General features: G+C 43.5%; 14 protein-coding genes. All 14 read left to right on the forward strand.

Features of this window, described 5'->3' with window-relative positions; translation table 11 throughout:
• The first annotated feature begins 84 nt into the window (after window positions 1-84).
• On the forward strand, window positions 85-747 hold the full coding sequence (sdaAB, locus tag HRJ06_RS15685; RefSeq protein ID WP_174733890.1) for an L-serine ammonia-lyase, iron-sulfur-dependent subunit beta: 663 nt from the start codon (window positions 85-87) through the stop codon (window positions 745-747).
• Between the two features lie 58 nt (window positions 748-805).
• Window positions 806-1,693 (forward strand): L-serine ammonia-lyase, iron-sulfur-dependent, subunit alpha, encoded by an 888-nt coding sequence (sdaAA, locus tag HRJ06_RS15690; RefSeq protein ID WP_174733891.1) that lies wholly within the window; start codon window positions 806-808, stop codon window positions 1,691-1,693.
• On the forward strand, window positions 1,686-3,734 hold the full coding sequence (gene recG / locus HRJ06_RS15695; protein ID WP_174733935.1) for an ATP-dependent DNA helicase RecG: 2,049 nt from the start codon (window positions 1,686-1,688) through the stop codon (window positions 3,732-3,734). Before sdaAA ends, recG begins: the two co-directional genes overlap by 8 nt.
• Window positions 3,735-3,995: 261 nt before the next feature.
• A complete protein-coding gene (fapR, locus tag HRJ06_RS15700; RefSeq protein ID WP_174733892.1) occupies window positions 3,996-4,559 on the forward strand; it encodes a transcription factor FapR in 564 nt (187 codons plus the stop codon).
• A gap of 17 nt (window positions 4,560-4,576) precedes the next feature.
• Window positions 4,577-5,578 carry a phosphate acyltransferase PlsX gene (gene plsX / locus HRJ06_RS15705; protein ID WP_174733936.1) on the forward strand — a complete coding sequence of 334 codons (1,002 nt, stop codon included), beginning with the start codon at window positions 4,577-4,579 and terminating at the stop codon, window positions 5,576-5,578.
• A 23-nt stretch (window positions 5,579-5,601) separates the two neighbouring features.
• Entirely contained in the window at window positions 5,602-6,546 is a 945-nt protein-coding gene (gene fabD, locus HRJ06_RS15710; protein WP_174733893.1) for an ACP S-malonyltransferase, read from the forward strand.
• The gene (gene fabG / locus HRJ06_RS15715; protein WP_174733894.1) at window positions 6,546-7,289 is read left to right on the forward strand and encodes a 3-oxoacyl-[acyl-carrier-protein] reductase; all 744 of its coding nucleotides are present in this window, start codon (window positions 6,546-6,548) and stop codon (window positions 7,287-7,289) included. Before fabD ends, fabG begins: the two co-directional genes overlap by 1 nt.
• Window positions 7,290-7,375: 86 nt before the next feature.
• Complete coding sequence (locus HRJ06_RS15720; protein WP_174733895.1) at window positions 7,376-7,609, forward strand: acyl carrier protein; 234 nt, start codon at window positions 7,376-7,378, stop codon at window positions 7,607-7,609.
• 163 nt (window positions 7,610-7,772) lie between these two features.
• Window positions 7,773-8,552 carry a ribonuclease III gene (gene rnc / locus HRJ06_RS15725; protein ID WP_174733896.1) on the forward strand — a complete coding sequence of 260 codons (780 nt, stop codon included), beginning with the start codon at window positions 7,773-7,775 and terminating at the stop codon, window positions 8,550-8,552.
• Between the two features lie 20 nt (window positions 8,553-8,572).
• On the forward strand, window positions 8,573-12,139 hold the full coding sequence (gene smc / locus HRJ06_RS15730) for a chromosome segregation protein SMC (protein WP_174733897.1): 3,567 nt from the start codon (window positions 8,573-8,575) through the stop codon (window positions 12,137-12,139).
• An 18-nt stretch (window positions 12,140-12,157) separates the two neighbouring features.
• On the forward strand, window positions 12,158-13,153 hold the full coding sequence (ftsY, locus tag HRJ06_RS15735) for a signal recognition particle-docking protein FtsY (RefSeq protein ID WP_174733898.1): 996 nt from the start codon (window positions 12,158-12,160) through the stop codon (window positions 13,151-13,153).
• A 117-nt stretch (window positions 13,154-13,270) separates the two neighbouring features.
• Window positions 13,271-13,603: a putative DNA-binding protein gene (locus HRJ06_RS15740; RefSeq protein ID WP_174733899.1), complete on the forward strand. Its 333-nt coding sequence runs from the start codon at window positions 13,271-13,273 to the stop codon at window positions 13,601-13,603.
• A 13-nt stretch (window positions 13,604-13,616) separates the two neighbouring features.
• Window positions 13,617-14,969 (forward strand): signal recognition particle protein, encoded by a 1,353-nt coding sequence (gene ffh / locus HRJ06_RS15745; protein WP_174733900.1) that lies wholly within the window; start codon window positions 13,617-13,619, stop codon window positions 14,967-14,969.
• Window positions 14,970-15,119: 150 nt separating this feature from the next.
• Window positions 15,120-15,392 (forward strand): 30S ribosomal protein S16, encoded by a 273-nt coding sequence (rpsP, locus tag HRJ06_RS15750; RefSeq protein ID WP_174733901.1) that lies wholly within the window; start codon window positions 15,120-15,122, stop codon window positions 15,390-15,392.

Raw genomic sequence — 15,392 nt, forward strand, 5'->3', positions numbered from 1 at the left:
GAATAGAAGGGGGCAGCCCCTTCTATTTCATTGTGGCCTAAAGTGCCTTAAAACAGAGACTGCATTCAAAGGGGGAACGTTGGCATGAAATATAGAAGTGTTTTTGATATTATTGGCCCCGTTATGATCGGTCCATCAAGTTCTCATACTGCCGGGGCAGCCAGGATTGGGAGAATCGCAAGAAGCCTTTTTGGCCGTCAGCCAAAGTGGGCTGATATATCCTTTTATGGCTCTTTTGCCAAAACCTACCGCGGACATGGTACAGATGTAGCAATTGTGGGAGGGCTGCTCGATTTTGATACGTTTGACGAGCGAATTATTAACTCCGTCAAAATCGCAAAAGCGGCTGGTATGAAGATTAAATTCACAGAAGAGGATGCCGTGACTGACCACCCGAATACAGTAAGAATCACAACAGGGGACGAAAAGAGTGAATTAGAGCTTGTCGGGATTTCTATAGGCGGAGGAAAGGTAGAAATCATTGAGCTTAACGGTTTTGAATTAAAGCTTTCTGGACACCACCCTGCGATCCTTGTCGTTCATGATGATCGTTTTGGCGCAATAGCAGCTGTTTCTAAAATTCTTGCAAAGCATGAAATCAATATCGGGCATATGGAAGTTTCCCGCAAGGAAAAAGGTAAGCAAGCGTTGATGACTATCGAAGTGGACCAGAATATCGATGATAAAGTACTGAAAGAAGTAGAGCAGCTCCAAAATATTACTCAGGTGACCAAAATCGTTGATTGATATCGTAAAAATATGACACCGCTTACATTCTGTATTCATCAAGAGGGGGGAGACGGCAATGTTTAGAAATGTAGCCGAATTAGTAGAGCTCGCAACAAGCCAATCCAAAAAAATTTCCGAAATTATGATTGAACAAGAAGTATCTGTCACGGGCCGGTCACGAGAAGATATTCTATCCAATATGGATCGGAATTTGCTTGTCATGGAACAAGCCGTGGAAAAAGGAATTAAAGGTGTAAAGTCCCATTCCGGATTAACGGGAGGAGACGCAGTCCTTCTTCAGCAATATATTGAAAAAGGAAATTTCCTTTCAGGTGAAACCATTTTAGATGCAGTTAGTAAAGCTGTAGCTACGAATGAAGTTAATGCTGCAATGGGGACAATTTGCGCAACACCTACAGCGGGATCAGCCGGTGTGGTGCCAGGCACGCTCTTTGCTGTTAAAAATAAATTAAATCCTACTCGGGAAGAAATGGTCGCATTCTTATTCACTGCTGGAGCGTTCGGTTTTGTTGTTGCCAACAATGCATCTATCTCTGGTGCAGCTGGGGGCTGCCAGGCAGAGGTGGGTTCAGCTTCAGGGATGGCTGCTGCTGCAATCGTAGAAATGGCTGGCGGTACGCCAGAACAAAGTGCCCAGGCGATGGCAATTACGTTGAAAAATATGCTTGGACTTGTATGTGATCCTGTGGCCGGTCTTGTTGAAGTCCCTTGTGTCAAAAGAAACGCAATGGGGGCGGCAAATGCAATGGTTGCTGCTGACATGGCCTTAGCAGGGATTACGAGCAGGATACCATGTGATGAAGTAATCGATGCAATGTATAAAATTGGCCAGACAATGCCTTCTGCATTAAGAGAAACAGCACAGGGAGGGTTAGCGGCAACACCGACAGGCCGTGAGCTGGAGGCCAAAATATTTGGTATGTCGCTTGATAAACGTGATTGAACCATTAGATCAATCTATAACTGCAATTAAAGGTGTCGGCGAGGAGCTTGCAGAGCAGCTGGCTGACATGAATTTATACACAGTAAAGGACTTGCTCGAACACTTCCCTTATCGCTTTGAAGACTATCGGCTGCGTGACCTTGCAGAAGTAAAGCATGGAGAAAGGGTGACGATAGAGGGGAAGGTTCATAGTGAACCTTCCCTTGTCTATTATGGCAAAAAGAAATCTCGCCTGACGGTCAGGCTTCTTGTCGGGCGGCATTTGGTTATGGCTGTGTTTTTTAATCAGCCTTATTTGAAGCAGAAGATTTCAATCAATGATACTGTTTCTGTTTCGGGAAAGTGGGATCAGCATAAACTTACTATCACAGCTACCGAAATAAAAACAGGGGCAGCTTCGTCTGGGAGCGATTTTGAACCGGTATATGCTGTAAAGGGAAAACTGGGTGTAAAAGGCTTAAGGCGAATTATTAAAAATGCCTTTTCACAGTTTCATGGTTCTATAGATGAAATTCTTCCAAAGTCACTTTTACAGCAATATAAGCTCATTGGGCGGCGTGATGCCATCCGATCCATGCATTTCCCTCTATCCTCTGAGGATATGAAACAGGCGAGAAGGCGGTTCGTGTATGAGGAATTCCTGCTTTTTCAATTGAAAATGCAGGCTTTAAGAAAAATAGAGCGAGAACAGACTCCAGGGATTATTCAAAAATATGATCTTGAAAAGGTCAAAGAATTTATCGGCAGTTTCCCCTTCCCTCTTACCAGCGCACAAAAACGAGTGGTAAATGAAATTATGGCTGATATGAAAACGCCCTATCGAATGAACCGGCTTTTACAAGGAGATGTTGGATCAGGAAAAACGGCAGTTGCTGCAATCGCTTTATATGCCACTGTTACAGCAGAATTTCAGGGAGCACTAATGGTACCAACCGAGATTTTGGCCGAGCAGCACGCGGAGTCCTTAAAACAAATGCTTGAACCGTTTGCAATAACCGTAAAACTTTTGACAAGTTCCGTAAAAGGCAAGCGGCGTAAAGAAATCCTTGCAAGCCTGGCCGAAGGGGAAACACATATCTTAATCGGAACCCATGCATTAATACAGGATGAGGTCCATTTTAAAAGGCTTGGGCTAGTCATTACTGATGAACAGCACAGGTTTGGCGTCGAGCAGCGTCGAGTCTTAAGAGAAAAGGGCGAAAATCCTGATGTGTTATTTATGACGGCTACTCCGATTCCAAGAACCCTCGCTATCACTGTGTTTGGGGAAATGGATGTGTCGGTGCTCGATGAAATGCCAGCTGGCCGGAAAATGATTGAAACGTACTGGGCTAAGCATGATATGCTTGACCGGGTTCTCGGCTTTATGGAAAAAGAATTAGCGCAGGGACGGCAGGCATATGTAATTTGTCCTTTAATTGAGGAGTCAGAAAAACTGGATGTCCAGAATGCGATCGATGTCCATATCACACTGTCGATGCATTTTGCAGACCAGTACAAGGTTGGCCTCATGCATGGCCGGCTCAGTTCAGATGAAAAGGACAGTGTCATGAAGGAGTTTAGTAGTAATGAAGTTCAGGTGCTCGTATCGACGACAGTGGTGGAGGTTGGCGTGAATGTTCCGAATGCCACGGTTATGGTGATTTATGATGCAGAGAGATTCGGTTTATCCCAGCTGCACCAGCTTCGTGGACGCGTAGGACGGGGAAGTGACCAGTCCTACTGTATTCTACTGGCAGATCCAAAATCAGAAGTTGGCAAGGAAAGAATGCGGATTATGGCAGAAACAAACGATGGCTTTGTTCTCAGTGAAAAAGACCTAGAACTAAGAGGCCCTGGCGATTTTTTTGGCAAAAAACAAAGTGGTCTGCCTGAATTTAAAGTGGCTGATATGGTTCATGATTACCGGGCTCTTGAAACAGCGAGAAGCGATGCAACTAAGTTGATCCAGTCAGAAGCATTCTGGAGCTCACCCGATTATGAACCACTGCGGGCCTACCTTGCTTCCAACGGGGCGCTTAAAGGAGAAAAACTAGACTGATTAGCTAAAAGAAGCATGCAGTTGCTTCTTTTTTTGCCGCTTGTGGTTTAATAGGGATTTGATTTTAAAAAAGACCAGTATTTACCTTTGATTAGACTTATTGTGTAAACAGTTAACGTCTAGTATTTTTTACCTTTGATTAAATAAATCGAGTGTCTTTTCCCTCGATTAAGCATTAAGTTTCTTCTTGCAATCAAGTTTTTTTATCTATATACTACTATTAGTACCTAGTCTTAATATCACGGACGGTGTTATCTAACGATGAAGCGAACAAAAAAAGAACGTCAGCAGCTGCTGACGGATACCATAAAAGACAATCCTTTTATAACGGATGAAGATCTTGCCGATAAGTTTTCGGTCAGCATTCAGACCATTAGACTTGACCGCCTTGAGCTATCTATTCCGGAACTAAGGGAAAGAATAAAGCATGTAGCTGAAAAGCGATTTGAGGATGAAGTAAAATCGCTTCCGCTTGAAGAGGTTATCGGTGAAATTATCGATATTGAGCTTGATGATAGTGCCATTTCGATTTTTGATGTAAAAGAGGAACATGTATTCATCAGAAACCAAATAGCGAGAGGGCATCATTTATTTGCCCAGGCAAATTCGCTCGCCGTAGCTGTCATAAATGATCAGCTAGCGCTAACAGCGAAAGCCAATATACAGTTTACGAGATCTGTCAAACTCAATGAACGGATTATAGCGAAAGCAAAAGTAACCGAAATCAGTGAAGAGACTGGGCGGACTAATGTTGAAGTTAATAGCTACGTAAATAGTGAACTCGTGTTTAAAGGCAATTTTGATATGTACCGTTCTAAAAAATAAATATAAGGGTGAATATGATGAGACTAGCCATTGATGCTATGGGTGGAGACAACGCCCCCAGAGAAATAGTCTTAGGAGCAGTTAAGGCTGTAGAAACCTACGAGAACTTACATATAACGCTGGTTGGAGATGAAAGTAAGATAAAAGAACATTTATCCAGCGATAAAAATATTGAAATCATCCATACAGACGAAGTGATTCTTAGTACAGACGAGCCGGTTAGAGCCGTTCGCCGCAAAAAAAACGCTTCAATGGTGGTCGCTGCACAGCTCGTAAAGGATGGGAAAGCGGACGCTTGTATTTCAGCAGGAAATACAGGAGCATTGATGGCTGCAGGATTGTTTATAGTTGGCAGAATTGACGGAATTGAGCGGCCTGCTCTCTCTCCCACTCTTCCGACAATCGGAGGAGAAGGATTTTTGCTGCTTGATGTTGGAGCGAATGTTGACGCGAAAGCAGAACATTTACTGCAGTACGCACTAATGGGCTCAATCTATACAGCAAAGGTCAGGGGAATTCAAAAACCGCGAGTAGGACTATTGAATATCGGAACGGAAGAGAAAAAAGGCAATGAGCTTACCAAAAGCGCTTATGACCTGTTGGAGAAAGCAGACATCAACTTTATCGGCAACGTAGAAGCCCGTGATTTGCTAGAAGGTGTTGCTGATGTAGTTGTTACCGATGGTTTTACTGGTAATATGGTGCTTAAAACAATTGAGGGAACGGCTATGTCTGTTTTTAAGATGCTAAAATCCTCCCTTACATCAAGTTTTAAAAGCAAGATGGCAGCTGCTGTTCTTAGACCGGATCTTGTTCAGCTGAAAAATAAAATGGATTATACAGAATACGGCGGTGCAGGCCTTTTCGGGTTAAAGGCTCCTGTTATTAAAGCACACGGCTCTTCAGATGCAAATGCTGTTTTTAATTCGATTCGCCAGGCAAGAGAAATGGTAGAGAATAATGTTTCTGAAACAATAAAAAAAGCGGTTGAAACAGAACCGGTAAACATCAGTCAATAAACAGGACAAAGGGGAAATTAATCATGGGAAAGATAGCTTTTTTGTTTCCCGGCCAGGGATCACAATCAGTAGGAATGGGAAAAACGCTGGCTGACTCGCATGAACATGTCCAAAATATTTTTTCGAAAGCTGACCAAGCCCTTGGAGATCAGCTGACCCGCTTAATATTCGAAGGACCGCAGGAAGAGCTAACCTTAACGTCAAATGCACAGCCTGCATTATTAACTGCGAGTATAGCAATTCTGCAGCTGTTTAAAGAGTCCGGAATTAAGCCTGACTTTGTCGCGGGCCACAGCCTTGGTGAATATACTGCGCTTGTTGCTTCAGGTGCATTTTCCTTTGAGGATGGTGTAAAAGCAGTACGCAGAAGAGGCGAACTGATGGAAGAGGCTGTTCCGAATGGTGAAGGAGCAATGGCAGCTATCCTAGGACTTGATAGAGTAAAGCTAGAGGAAGTAACGTTAAGAATCTCAGAGAGCGGCCACGCCGTTCAGCTTGCAAATTTGAATTGCCCTGGTCAGATTGTTATATCTGGCACGAGGGAAGGGGTCGAACTGGCCGGTGCTGCCGCTAAGGAGGCAGGGGCGAAACGGGCTATCCCGCTCGAGGTCAGCGGGCCATTTCATTCGGCGCTGATGAAGCCTGCAGCCAATAAGTTTGCAGCTGTTCTGGACAACATCATCATAAAAGAAGCCGAAATACCGGTCATTGCGAATGTTACGGCAAAACCTATGCAATCAGCTTTGGATATTCAGCAAAAACTCATTGAACAGCTTTATTCGCCTGTGTTATGGGAAGATTCGGTAAGAACGATGATTGATTCAGGTGTCGATACTTTCATTGAAATTGGTCCAGGGAAGGTCCTATCAGGTCTGGTAAAGAAAGTGGACCGCACTGTCAAGACATTGCCGGTCTTTGATCAGGAAAGCTATTCGGCTGCAATTGCGGTTTTAAAGGAGGAAGTGTAATGAAGCTTGAAGGTAAGGTTGCCCTTGTTACAGGTGGTTCCAGAGGAATTGGAAGAGAGATCGCACTTCAACTTGCAAAGGAAGGCGCTAATGTTGTCGTCAACTATGCTGGGAGTGAGGCAAAAGCGAACGAAGTTGCAGACGAAATTAAGTCGCTGGGCAGAGAAGCCGCTGCCATCCAAGGTGATGTCGCTAATGCAGATGCAGTAGCAGAAATGATTAAGGAAACGGTCGATCGTTTTGGCAGGCTGGACATTCTTGTTAACAACGCCGGCATTACGAAGGACAATCTGCTAATGAGAATGAAAGAGTCTGAGTGGGACGATGTGATCAATACAAACCTGAAAGGCGTGTTCCTCTGTACAAAGGCTGTTAGCAGACAAATGATGAAGCAGCGAAGCGGAAGAATTATTAATATTTCATCGGTTGTCGGTGTCAGCGGAAATCCGGGCCAGGCAAACTATGTAGCTGCCAAGTCCGGTGTGATCGGATTGACTAAAACAGCTGCTAAGGAGCTTGCTCCAAGAGGCATAACGGTTAATGCTGTCGCTCCTGGGTTTATTACAACAGATATGACAGATAAGCTGACAGAAGAGGTTAAGACGGAAATGCTCAAGCAAATTCCGCTTGCACGTTTCGGGGAACCAGGCGATATTGCCAAAGTAGTCGTATTTCTTGCTTCTGAGGACAGCAGCTATATGTCAGGCCAGACGCTGCATGTTAATGGCGGCATGGTGATGTAGCATCGAACTGCCGATCGAAAAAATAGCTAATCCATTTATTATTTGACAGAAATCATCTATAATGGCTTGAGGGGAGGTGAACGAGCATGGCAGACGTTTTAGAACGTGTAACAAAGATCATTGTTGATCGTTTAGGAGTAGATGAGTCTCAAGTAACACTTGAAGCATCCTTCAAAGATGACCTTGGTGCTGATTCCCTTGATGTAGTTGAGTTGGTTATGGAATTAGAAGATGAGTTCAACATGGAAATCTCTGATGATGATGCTGAGAAAATCTCTACAGTTGGTGATGCTGTAAATTACATAAATAGCCAAGTGTAACTGTTGGATTGTTTAAAAAGCTCCGTTTTTATAACGGGGCTTTCTTCTGTAGCTAAGACTTTTTTCCGTTAAAGGGTCTTTTTTTAAAAAGGCTTCTTTGCGTTTCTGTGTTTTTTTTGTAAACTAGAGTAGTGTGTAAATTTTTGATCAAGGTGGAGTCACTATGCGCAAGAATGGTAATGAGAAGGATAAAAGAATAAATCGCGCTAAAGAAACCAAGTTCAAAGAATTCCAGGCTAAACAGGGAATTGTCTTTGAAAATGAAAAACTGCTAAAGCAGGCTTTTACCCATTCATCCTATGTGAATGAGCATCGCAGAAGGCCGTATGAGGATAATGAACGGCTTGAATTTCTCGGAGACGCTGTTTTGGAGTTAACTGTTTCCCAATTCTTATATAAAAAATATCCAATGATGACTGAAGGAGAGCTGACTAAGCTGCGTGCGGCTGTCGTATGTGAACCTTCGCTTGTTGCGTTTGCTAATGAACTTCAATTTGGAGAGCTTGTTCTTCTTGGCAAGGGTGAGGAAATGACAGGTGGAAGAGCAAGACCTGCACTCCTTGCAGATGTTTTTGAGGCGTTTATTGGCGCATTATATTTAGATAAAGGACTAGAAACGGTTACCTCATTTTTAGAAAAAGTGGTCTATCCGAAAATTGATGATGGTGCTTTTTCTCATGTGATGGATTTTAAGAGTCAGCTTCAAGAATTGGTTCAGCGGGACGGAGCCGGCATTCTCGAGTATAAAATTTTAACAGAAAAAGGACCTGCCCATAATAGGGAATTTGAATCAAGAGTTTATTTAAGTGGAGAAGACCTGGGAACGGGCACTGGCCGTTCAAAGAAAGAAGCAGAGCAGCATGCAGCCCAAATGGCACTGGACAAGCTTAAAACACTTTTGCAAGCAGTCACCAAAGACCAAGACAATCATGATATTTTATAACTCGAAAGGGAGAGCAAAAAGTGTTTCTTAAACGTTTAGATATAGTCGGCTTTAAGTCGTTTGCGGAACGAATTGCTGTCGATTTTGTCCCAGGCGTCACCGCTGTTGTCGGCCCTAATGGAAGCGGCAAAAGTAATATTACCGACGCAATCAGGTGGGTTCTCGGAGAACAATCGGCTAAGTCACTGCGCGGGGCAAAAATGGAAGATATCATCTTTGCCGGAAGCGACTCTAGAAAGCCATTAAATTTTGCGGAAGTGACACTGACCCTTGATAACGAGGATCAGTCTCTTCCGATTGATTTTAACGAAGTAAGTGTAACAAGAAGAGTGTACAGGTCTGGAGAAAGTGACTTTCTAATCAATAAACAGTCATGCAGGCTTAAGGATATTATTGACCTCTTTATGGATTCAGGCCTCGGCAGAGAAGCTTTTTCCATTATTAGCCAAGGTAAAGTAGAGGAAATCCTAAATAGTAAGCCGGAAGAGAGAAGGACGATCTTTGAAGAAGCAGCCGGTGTCCTGAAATATAAGATGAGGAAGAAAAAGGCAGAAGCAAAGCTCTTTGAAACTCAAGAAAACTTGAACCGGGTCACAGATATCATTCATGAGCTTGAAACACAGGTTGAGCCATTAAAAATTCAAGCATCAATGGCCAAAGATTTTCTGGAGAAAAAAGAAGAGCTCGAAAAAATTGAAGTAGCGCTGACCGCCTATGAAATTGAAGAGCTTCACGCCAAATGGGAGCACCTTTCCGGCCAGTTCGACAATCACAAGGCCGATGAATTACGGCTCTCAGCCGGCCTGCAGAAAAAGGAAGCTGAAATTGAAAGGCTTCGGGACCACTTAGCGGCTCTTGATGATTCAGTCAGTGATCTCCAAACAGTTCTTTTGCATGCGAGTGAAGAGCTGGAGAAGCTTGAAGGACGAAAGGAAGTCTTGAAAGAGCGAAAGAAAAACGCCTCCCATAATAAAGCCCAGTTAGAGCGAAATATTGAAGAGCTTTCGGTTAAAATAACAGCTCTGCAAACCCAGCGAACCCAGCAGGCAAAGGTGGTTGCACAGCTGGACGGAGAAGCGGCAGAAATTGGGAAGGTACTTAAAGAAAAAGAAGCCCAGCTTAAGCTATTTAGCGAAGATGCTGATGAACTGCTGGAAGCGCTAAAGGGTGATTATATAGAACTATTAAACCAACAGGCAAGCGCTAAAAACGAGTTGGGTTACCTTACCCAGCAGACCGAACAGCAGTCTGCCAGAAGCTCCCGTCTTGATGGTGAGAATAGCAAATATATAACGTTGAGAGAAGAAATTGCCAAGAAACGCGAAAAGATTGCCGGTCTGCTTGAAGCAGCCCAGTTTAATCTGGAAAATCAGGCAAAGCTTTTTTATGAAGAACAGCGGAAGCTAGAATCATTGAAAAATCAATATGAAAAGCAGGAAAAAACTTTGTACCAGGCTTACCAGTTTCTTCAGCAGGCTAAGTCCAGAAAAGAAATGCTTGAAGAGATGGAAGAAGACTATTCTGGTTTTTTCCAGGGTGTCAAGGAAGTATTAAAAGCAAGAGGAACACGCTTAAAAGGGATTGAAGGAGCCATTGCAGAGCTAGTCAAGGTGCCTAAACAGTACGAGGTTGCACTTGAAATCGCTTTGGGCGGGGCGATGCAGAATATTGTCGTTGATACAGAGGAAAATGCGAGAACGGCAATTGGATTTCTGAAACAGAATCGGTTCGGCAGAGCAACTTTCATGCCCTTAAATGTTATGAAAGGCAAATTTCTTGGCGGCTCACAGCTCAGTGCAGCTCAAACTAACCCTGCTTTTATCGGTGTTGCAGCTGATTTAGTTGAGTATGAGAACAAGTTTGTCGAAGTAATTAGAAACCTGTTGGGCAATGTTCTGGTTGCCCGTGATATTAAGGGAGCAAATGAACTGGCTCGCTTGCTGCAGTATCGGACACGAATTGTTACCTTGGATGGTGACATCGTCAATCCTGGGGGATCTATGACAGGTGGAGCCGTTAAACAAAAAAACAATTCATTGCTTAGCCGTAAGGGAGAGCTTGATGATCTTACAGTGAAGCTGGCTGATATGGAAACGAAAACAGCCAAGCTGGAGGAGCGGGTAAGAGCCTTAAAAGCTGAATTGTTCCAAGGAGAGACCAATCTAGAGGATCTTCGTAAACAAGGCGAAGACTTTCGGATAAAGGAACAAGCGTTAAAAGGGGATCTGCGTGAGATTGACATTGAAGTAAAAAATGTCAATGAACGATTATCTGTTTATGACCTGGAAATGGCCCAGTTCTCTGAAGAAAAGGAAAACATGGCCTCCCGAAAACAGCAGCTCACGCTTTCGCTTCAAAAGTACCAAAATGAACTGGCAAAACTTGATGAAGAAATGGCCAGGCTGACAGAGCAGAAAAATCAGGATACCAGTTCAAGAGAAACTTTGACCCAATTTATTGGCGAATATAAAATTTCGTTAGCAGCAAAAAAAGAGCAGCTGATTCATGCAAACGAAAAGCTGACAATGACAGTGCAGGAACTCGAAGAACGTGAGCAAAGCTGGAACAGTCAGAAGGAAGATTTGAACCTCCTATCTTCAGAAATGACCGATAGCTTTTCTGGCGAGTCATTGCTAGAACAAGCTGCCCAGCAAAAGCTTGCTGATAAAACGGAGACACTTAATCTTATTTCAATGAGGCGAGAAGAGCGGCTTCAGCTGCAAAGCAAGCTTGCAGATGAAGAGCTTGAAGTGAAAGAGCTCAAGCGCCTGCATAGAGGGATGACAGAAAGTCTTAAAGACGAAGAAGTAAAGCTAAACAGGCTTGATGTAGAACTTGACAACCGCCTCAGTCATTTGCGTGAAGAATACCTGCTCACTTACGAAGCGGCTAAGGAACAGTATCCGCTTATGATTCCAGCTGATGAAGCAGCAAAAAAAGTAAAATTGATTAAGCTATCGATTGATGAGCTTGGAGTGGTTAACCTAGGTGCCATTGAGGAATATGAGCGTGTTTCGGAACGTTATGAATTTTTACTTGAACAAAAAACTGACCTCCAAGAAGCGAAGGACACATTATATCTGGTCATTCAGGAGATGGATGTCGAAATGACGAGGCGCTTCCAGCAGACGTTTGAAGCGATCCGCTCTCATTTTGAGACTGTGTTTCAGGCACTGTTTGGGGGCGGGCGTGCTGATCTTCGGCTTACCCAGCCAGACGACCTTTTAAATACAGGGGTAGAACTTGTCGCCCAGCCTCCAGGAAAAAAGCTGCAGAACTTAGGGTTGTTATCTGGAGGAGAGCGAGCACTAACAGCGATAGCCCTGCTTTTCTCGATCCTGAAGGTAAGGCCGGTCCCGTTTTGTATTCTGGATGAAGTGGAAGCCGCACTCGATGAAGCGAACGTTTACCGTTTCAGCCAATACTTGAAGCGTTACAGTGAAGGCACTCAGTTTATAGTGATTACCCACCGCAAAGGAACGATGGAAGAGGCAGATGTGCTGTATGGGGTAACGATGCAGGAGTCAGGTGTGTCCAAGCTTGTCTCAGTGCGTCTTGAAGAAACAAAAGAACTAGTCAAATCATGATAGAAAGGAAGTGAAAGAATGAGTTTTTTTAAAAAGCTTAAAGAAAAGTTTACAACTCAAACTGAGACTGTTACGGAAAAGTTTAAAGATGGCCTAACGAAAACAAGGGGTAATTTTTCTGGAAAATTGAATGATCTTGTGGCGAGATATCGGAAAGTTGATGAAGACTTTTTTGAAGAACTTGAAGAAATTTTAATCCAGGCAGATGTTGGCTTCGATACAGTGATGGATTTAATTGAAGAACTGAAAATGGAGGTCAAGCGCCGCAATATAACGGACCCTAATGAGGTTCATGGGGTTATTTCGGAAAAGCTTGTAGAGATTTATGAGGGAGGCAGTGATGCGTCTTCCGAACTAAATATCCAAGAAAACAATTTAACGGTTATTCTGTTTGTGGGTGTCAACGGAGTCGGGAAGACGACCACAATCGGAAAGCTCGCCCACTCTTTTAAATCAGAGGGCAAAAAAGTCCTGCTGGCAGCCGGCGACACATTCCGTGCTGGTGCTATAGAACAGCTTGAGGTATGGGGCGAAAGAGTCGGTGTGGAAGTCATTAAACAAGCAGCAGGATCTGATCCTGCTGCGGTAATGTATGATGCAGTTAAAGCAGCCAGCTCCCGCAAGGCGGATGTTTTACTATGCGATACAGCAGGACGCTTGCAAAATAAGGTGAACTTGATGAAAGAGCTTGAAAAGGTGAAAAGAGTCATTGAACGGGAAATTCCTGGAGCTCCTCATGAGGTTCTTTTAGTCCTTGATGCAACAACGGGACAAAATGCTTTGATACAGGCCAAGACATTCAAAGAAGCAACAGATGTCAGCGGGATCGTACTCACAAAATTAGACGGTACAGCTAAAGGCGGAATCGTGCTCGCCATTAGAAAAGAACTGGATATTCCGGTCAAATTCGTGGGTCTCGGTGAAAAAATGGATGATCTACAGCCATTTGATGCTGAGAAATATGTTTACGGACTTTTTGCAGACGATATAGAAAAAGGTGAAGCTGAGGAATAGGCCGAGAAAGGGACTGGTAAGGAATACCTGTAAAGGTGCTGCCTTGACAGATACAAAAAATCTGTGTAAACTATTTCTTTGTAAAGGCTTTTCACTTAACAAGGGGGAGGACTTTCAATGCTTGAAAAAACGATGCGAATGAATTATCTTTATGATTTTTATCAAGCGTTGTTAACTCCTAAGCAAAGAAGCTATATGTCTCTTTATTACCTCGATGATTATTCTCTCGGTGAGATTGCTGAAGAATATGGGGTCAGCCGCCAAGCGGTCTACGACAACATAAAACGGACGGAAGCTATGCTTGAAGAATACGAGGAGAAGCTTCTGCTATTTCAAAAGTTTCAAGAGCGCAGCAAGCTGATTGGCAGAATGAAAGATCTGCTTGACAATAATGATACCGTGACCCGGGATCTGATTGAAGCAATGGCGGATCTTGAGAAATTAGATTAGGAGGCGGCATATAATGGCATTTGAAGGATTGGCCGACCGACTGCAAAATACAATGAACAAAATCCGCGGCAAAGGTAAAGTCAATGAAGCGGATGTTAAGGAAATGATGCGTGAGGTTCGCCTCGCTCTGTTGGAAGCCGATGTTAACTTTAAAGTAGTAAAAGACTTTATTAAAAAAGTAAGTGAACGGGCTGTTGGCCAAGAGGTAATGAAAAGCCTGACGCCGGGACAGCAGGTTATCAAGGTTGTTAAAGAGGAATTAACTGCACTAATGGGCGGAGAACAAAGCAAAATTGCAGCTTCCAGCCGCCCGCCGACCGTCATCATGATGGTTGGATTGCAGGGTGCAGGTAAAACCACTACCACTGGTAAACTGGCTAACCTGCTCCGGAAAAAATACAATCGTAAACCAATGCTTGTTGCAGCGGATATTTACCGCCCTGCTGCAATTAAACAGCTCGAAACCTTGGGCAAGCAGCTCAGCATGCCGGTCTTTTCACTTGGTGACCAGGTCAGTCCTGTTGAAATTGCCAGGCAGGCAATTGCTAAAGCAAAGGAAGAACACCATGATTATGTCCTGATTGATACCGCTGGGCGCCTTCATGTCGATGAAAAGCTGATGGATGAATTGAAGGACATCAAGGAATTGACCAAGCCAGATGAAATTTTTCTTGTTGTTGATGCGATGACCGGTCAGGATGCAGTCAACGTTGCTCAAAGCTTTAACGAACTGCTGGGTTTAACTGGTGTTGTTCTGACAAAGCTTGATGGAGATACTCGCGGCGGGGCAGCCTTGTCTATTCGGGCAGTAAGCAATACTCCAATCAAATTTGTTGGTCTCGGCGAGAAGCTGGATGCGCTCGAGGCTTTCCATCCCGAGAGAATGGCTTCACGGATCCTTGGCATGGGTGATGTGCTGACCTTAATTGAAAAGGCACAAGCCAATGTTGATACGGACAAAGCGAAAGAGCTTGAGCAAAAAATGCGTACGGCTTCCTTCACGTTTGATGACTTTCTCGATCAGCTGGGTCAGGTCAGAAACATGGGGCCGTTGGACGAACTGCTTAAAATGATGCCCGGAGCTAATAAGATTAAAGGGCTTAATAATTTGCAGATTGAAGAAAAACAGATTGCCCATGTTGAGGCGATCATTAAATCGATGACAAAGGATGAGAAAAGCCATCCGGAAATCATCAATTCAGGCCGGCGCAAACGGATTGCCAGGGGAAGCGGAACTTCTATTCAGGAAGTCAACCGTCTGCTTAAACAATTCGAGGAAATGAAGAAAATGATGAAGCAAATGACTGGAATGCAGCAAAAGGGCAAGAAAAAAGGTGGTTTCAAGCTTCCGTTTAATCCATTTTAAACGGGTGTTTACCAAATATTTACTATTAAACACAACTTGAAATTCCTGAAAAAACATGTTTTAATATGTAAAGAAAAAAACCTTTACAACACTAATACATTTTGATATTATTTTATCTTGTGTGAAACTATTCGGAGGTGCTTATTTAAAATGGCAGTTAAAATTCGTTTAAAGCGTATGGGAGCAAAAAAGTCTCCTTTCTATCGTATTGTTGTAGCAGATTCTCGTTCTCCTCGTGACGGACGTTATATTGAGACAGTAGGAACTTATAATCCTATCACTCAACCGGCACTTGTAGACATCAACGAAGAATTGGTACTAAAATGGCTTCAAGATGGTGCTAAGCCATCTGATACTGTTCGTAACCTTTTCTCTAACCAAGGCATCATGGAAAAATTCCATAACGCTAAAAACGGCAAGTAA

This window comes from Mesobacillus harenae, assembly GCF_013343715.1.
In the GTDB taxonomy this organism is placed as follows: Bacteria; Bacillota; Bacilli; order Bacillales; family Cytobacillaceae; genus Mesobacillus_A; species Mesobacillus_A harenae.

Excerpts from the sequence above, each read along its gene's own strand:
- sdaAB (WP_174733890.1), top strand. The coding sequence starts at position 85 with ATGAAATATAGAAGTGTTTTTGATATTATTGGCCCCGTTATGATCGGT.
- sdaAA (WP_174733891.1), top strand. The coding sequence starts at position 806 with ATGTTTAGAAATGTAGCCGAATTAGTAGAGCTCGCAACAAGCCAATCC.
- fapR (WP_174733892.1), top strand. The coding sequence starts at position 3,996 with ATGAAGCGAACAAAAAAAGAACGTCAGCAGCTGCTGACGGATACCATA.
- plsX (WP_174733936.1), top strand. The coding sequence starts at position 4,577 with ATGAGACTAGCCATTGATGCTATGGGTGGAGACAACGCCCCCAGAGAA.
- fabD (WP_174733893.1), top strand. The coding sequence starts at position 5,602 with ATGGGAAAGATAGCTTTTTTGTTTCCCGGCCAGGGATCACAATCAGTA.
- fabG (WP_174733894.1), top strand. The coding sequence starts at position 6,546 with ATGAAGCTTGAAGGTAAGGTTGCCCTTGTTACAGGTGGTTCCAGAGGA.
- HRJ06_RS15720 (WP_174733895.1), top strand. The coding sequence starts at position 7,376 with ATGGCAGACGTTTTAGAACGTGTAACAAAGATCATTGTTGATCGTTTA.
- rnc (WP_174733896.1), top strand. The coding sequence starts at position 7,773 with ATGCGCAAGAATGGTAATGAGAAGGATAAAAGAATAAATCGCGCTAAA.
- ftsY (WP_174733898.1), top strand. The coding sequence starts at position 12,158 with ATGAGTTTTTTTAAAAAGCTTAAAGAAAAGTTTACAACTCAAACTGAG.
- HRJ06_RS15740 (WP_174733899.1), top strand. The coding sequence starts at position 13,271 with ATGCTTGAAAAAACGATGCGAATGAATTATCTTTATGATTTTTATCAA.
- ffh (WP_174733900.1), top strand. The coding sequence starts at position 13,617 with ATGGCATTTGAAGGATTGGCCGACCGACTGCAAAATACAATGAACAAA.
- rpsP (WP_174733901.1), top strand. The coding sequence starts at position 15,120 with ATGGCAGTTAAAATTCGTTTAAAGCGTATGGGAGCAAAAAAGTCTCCT.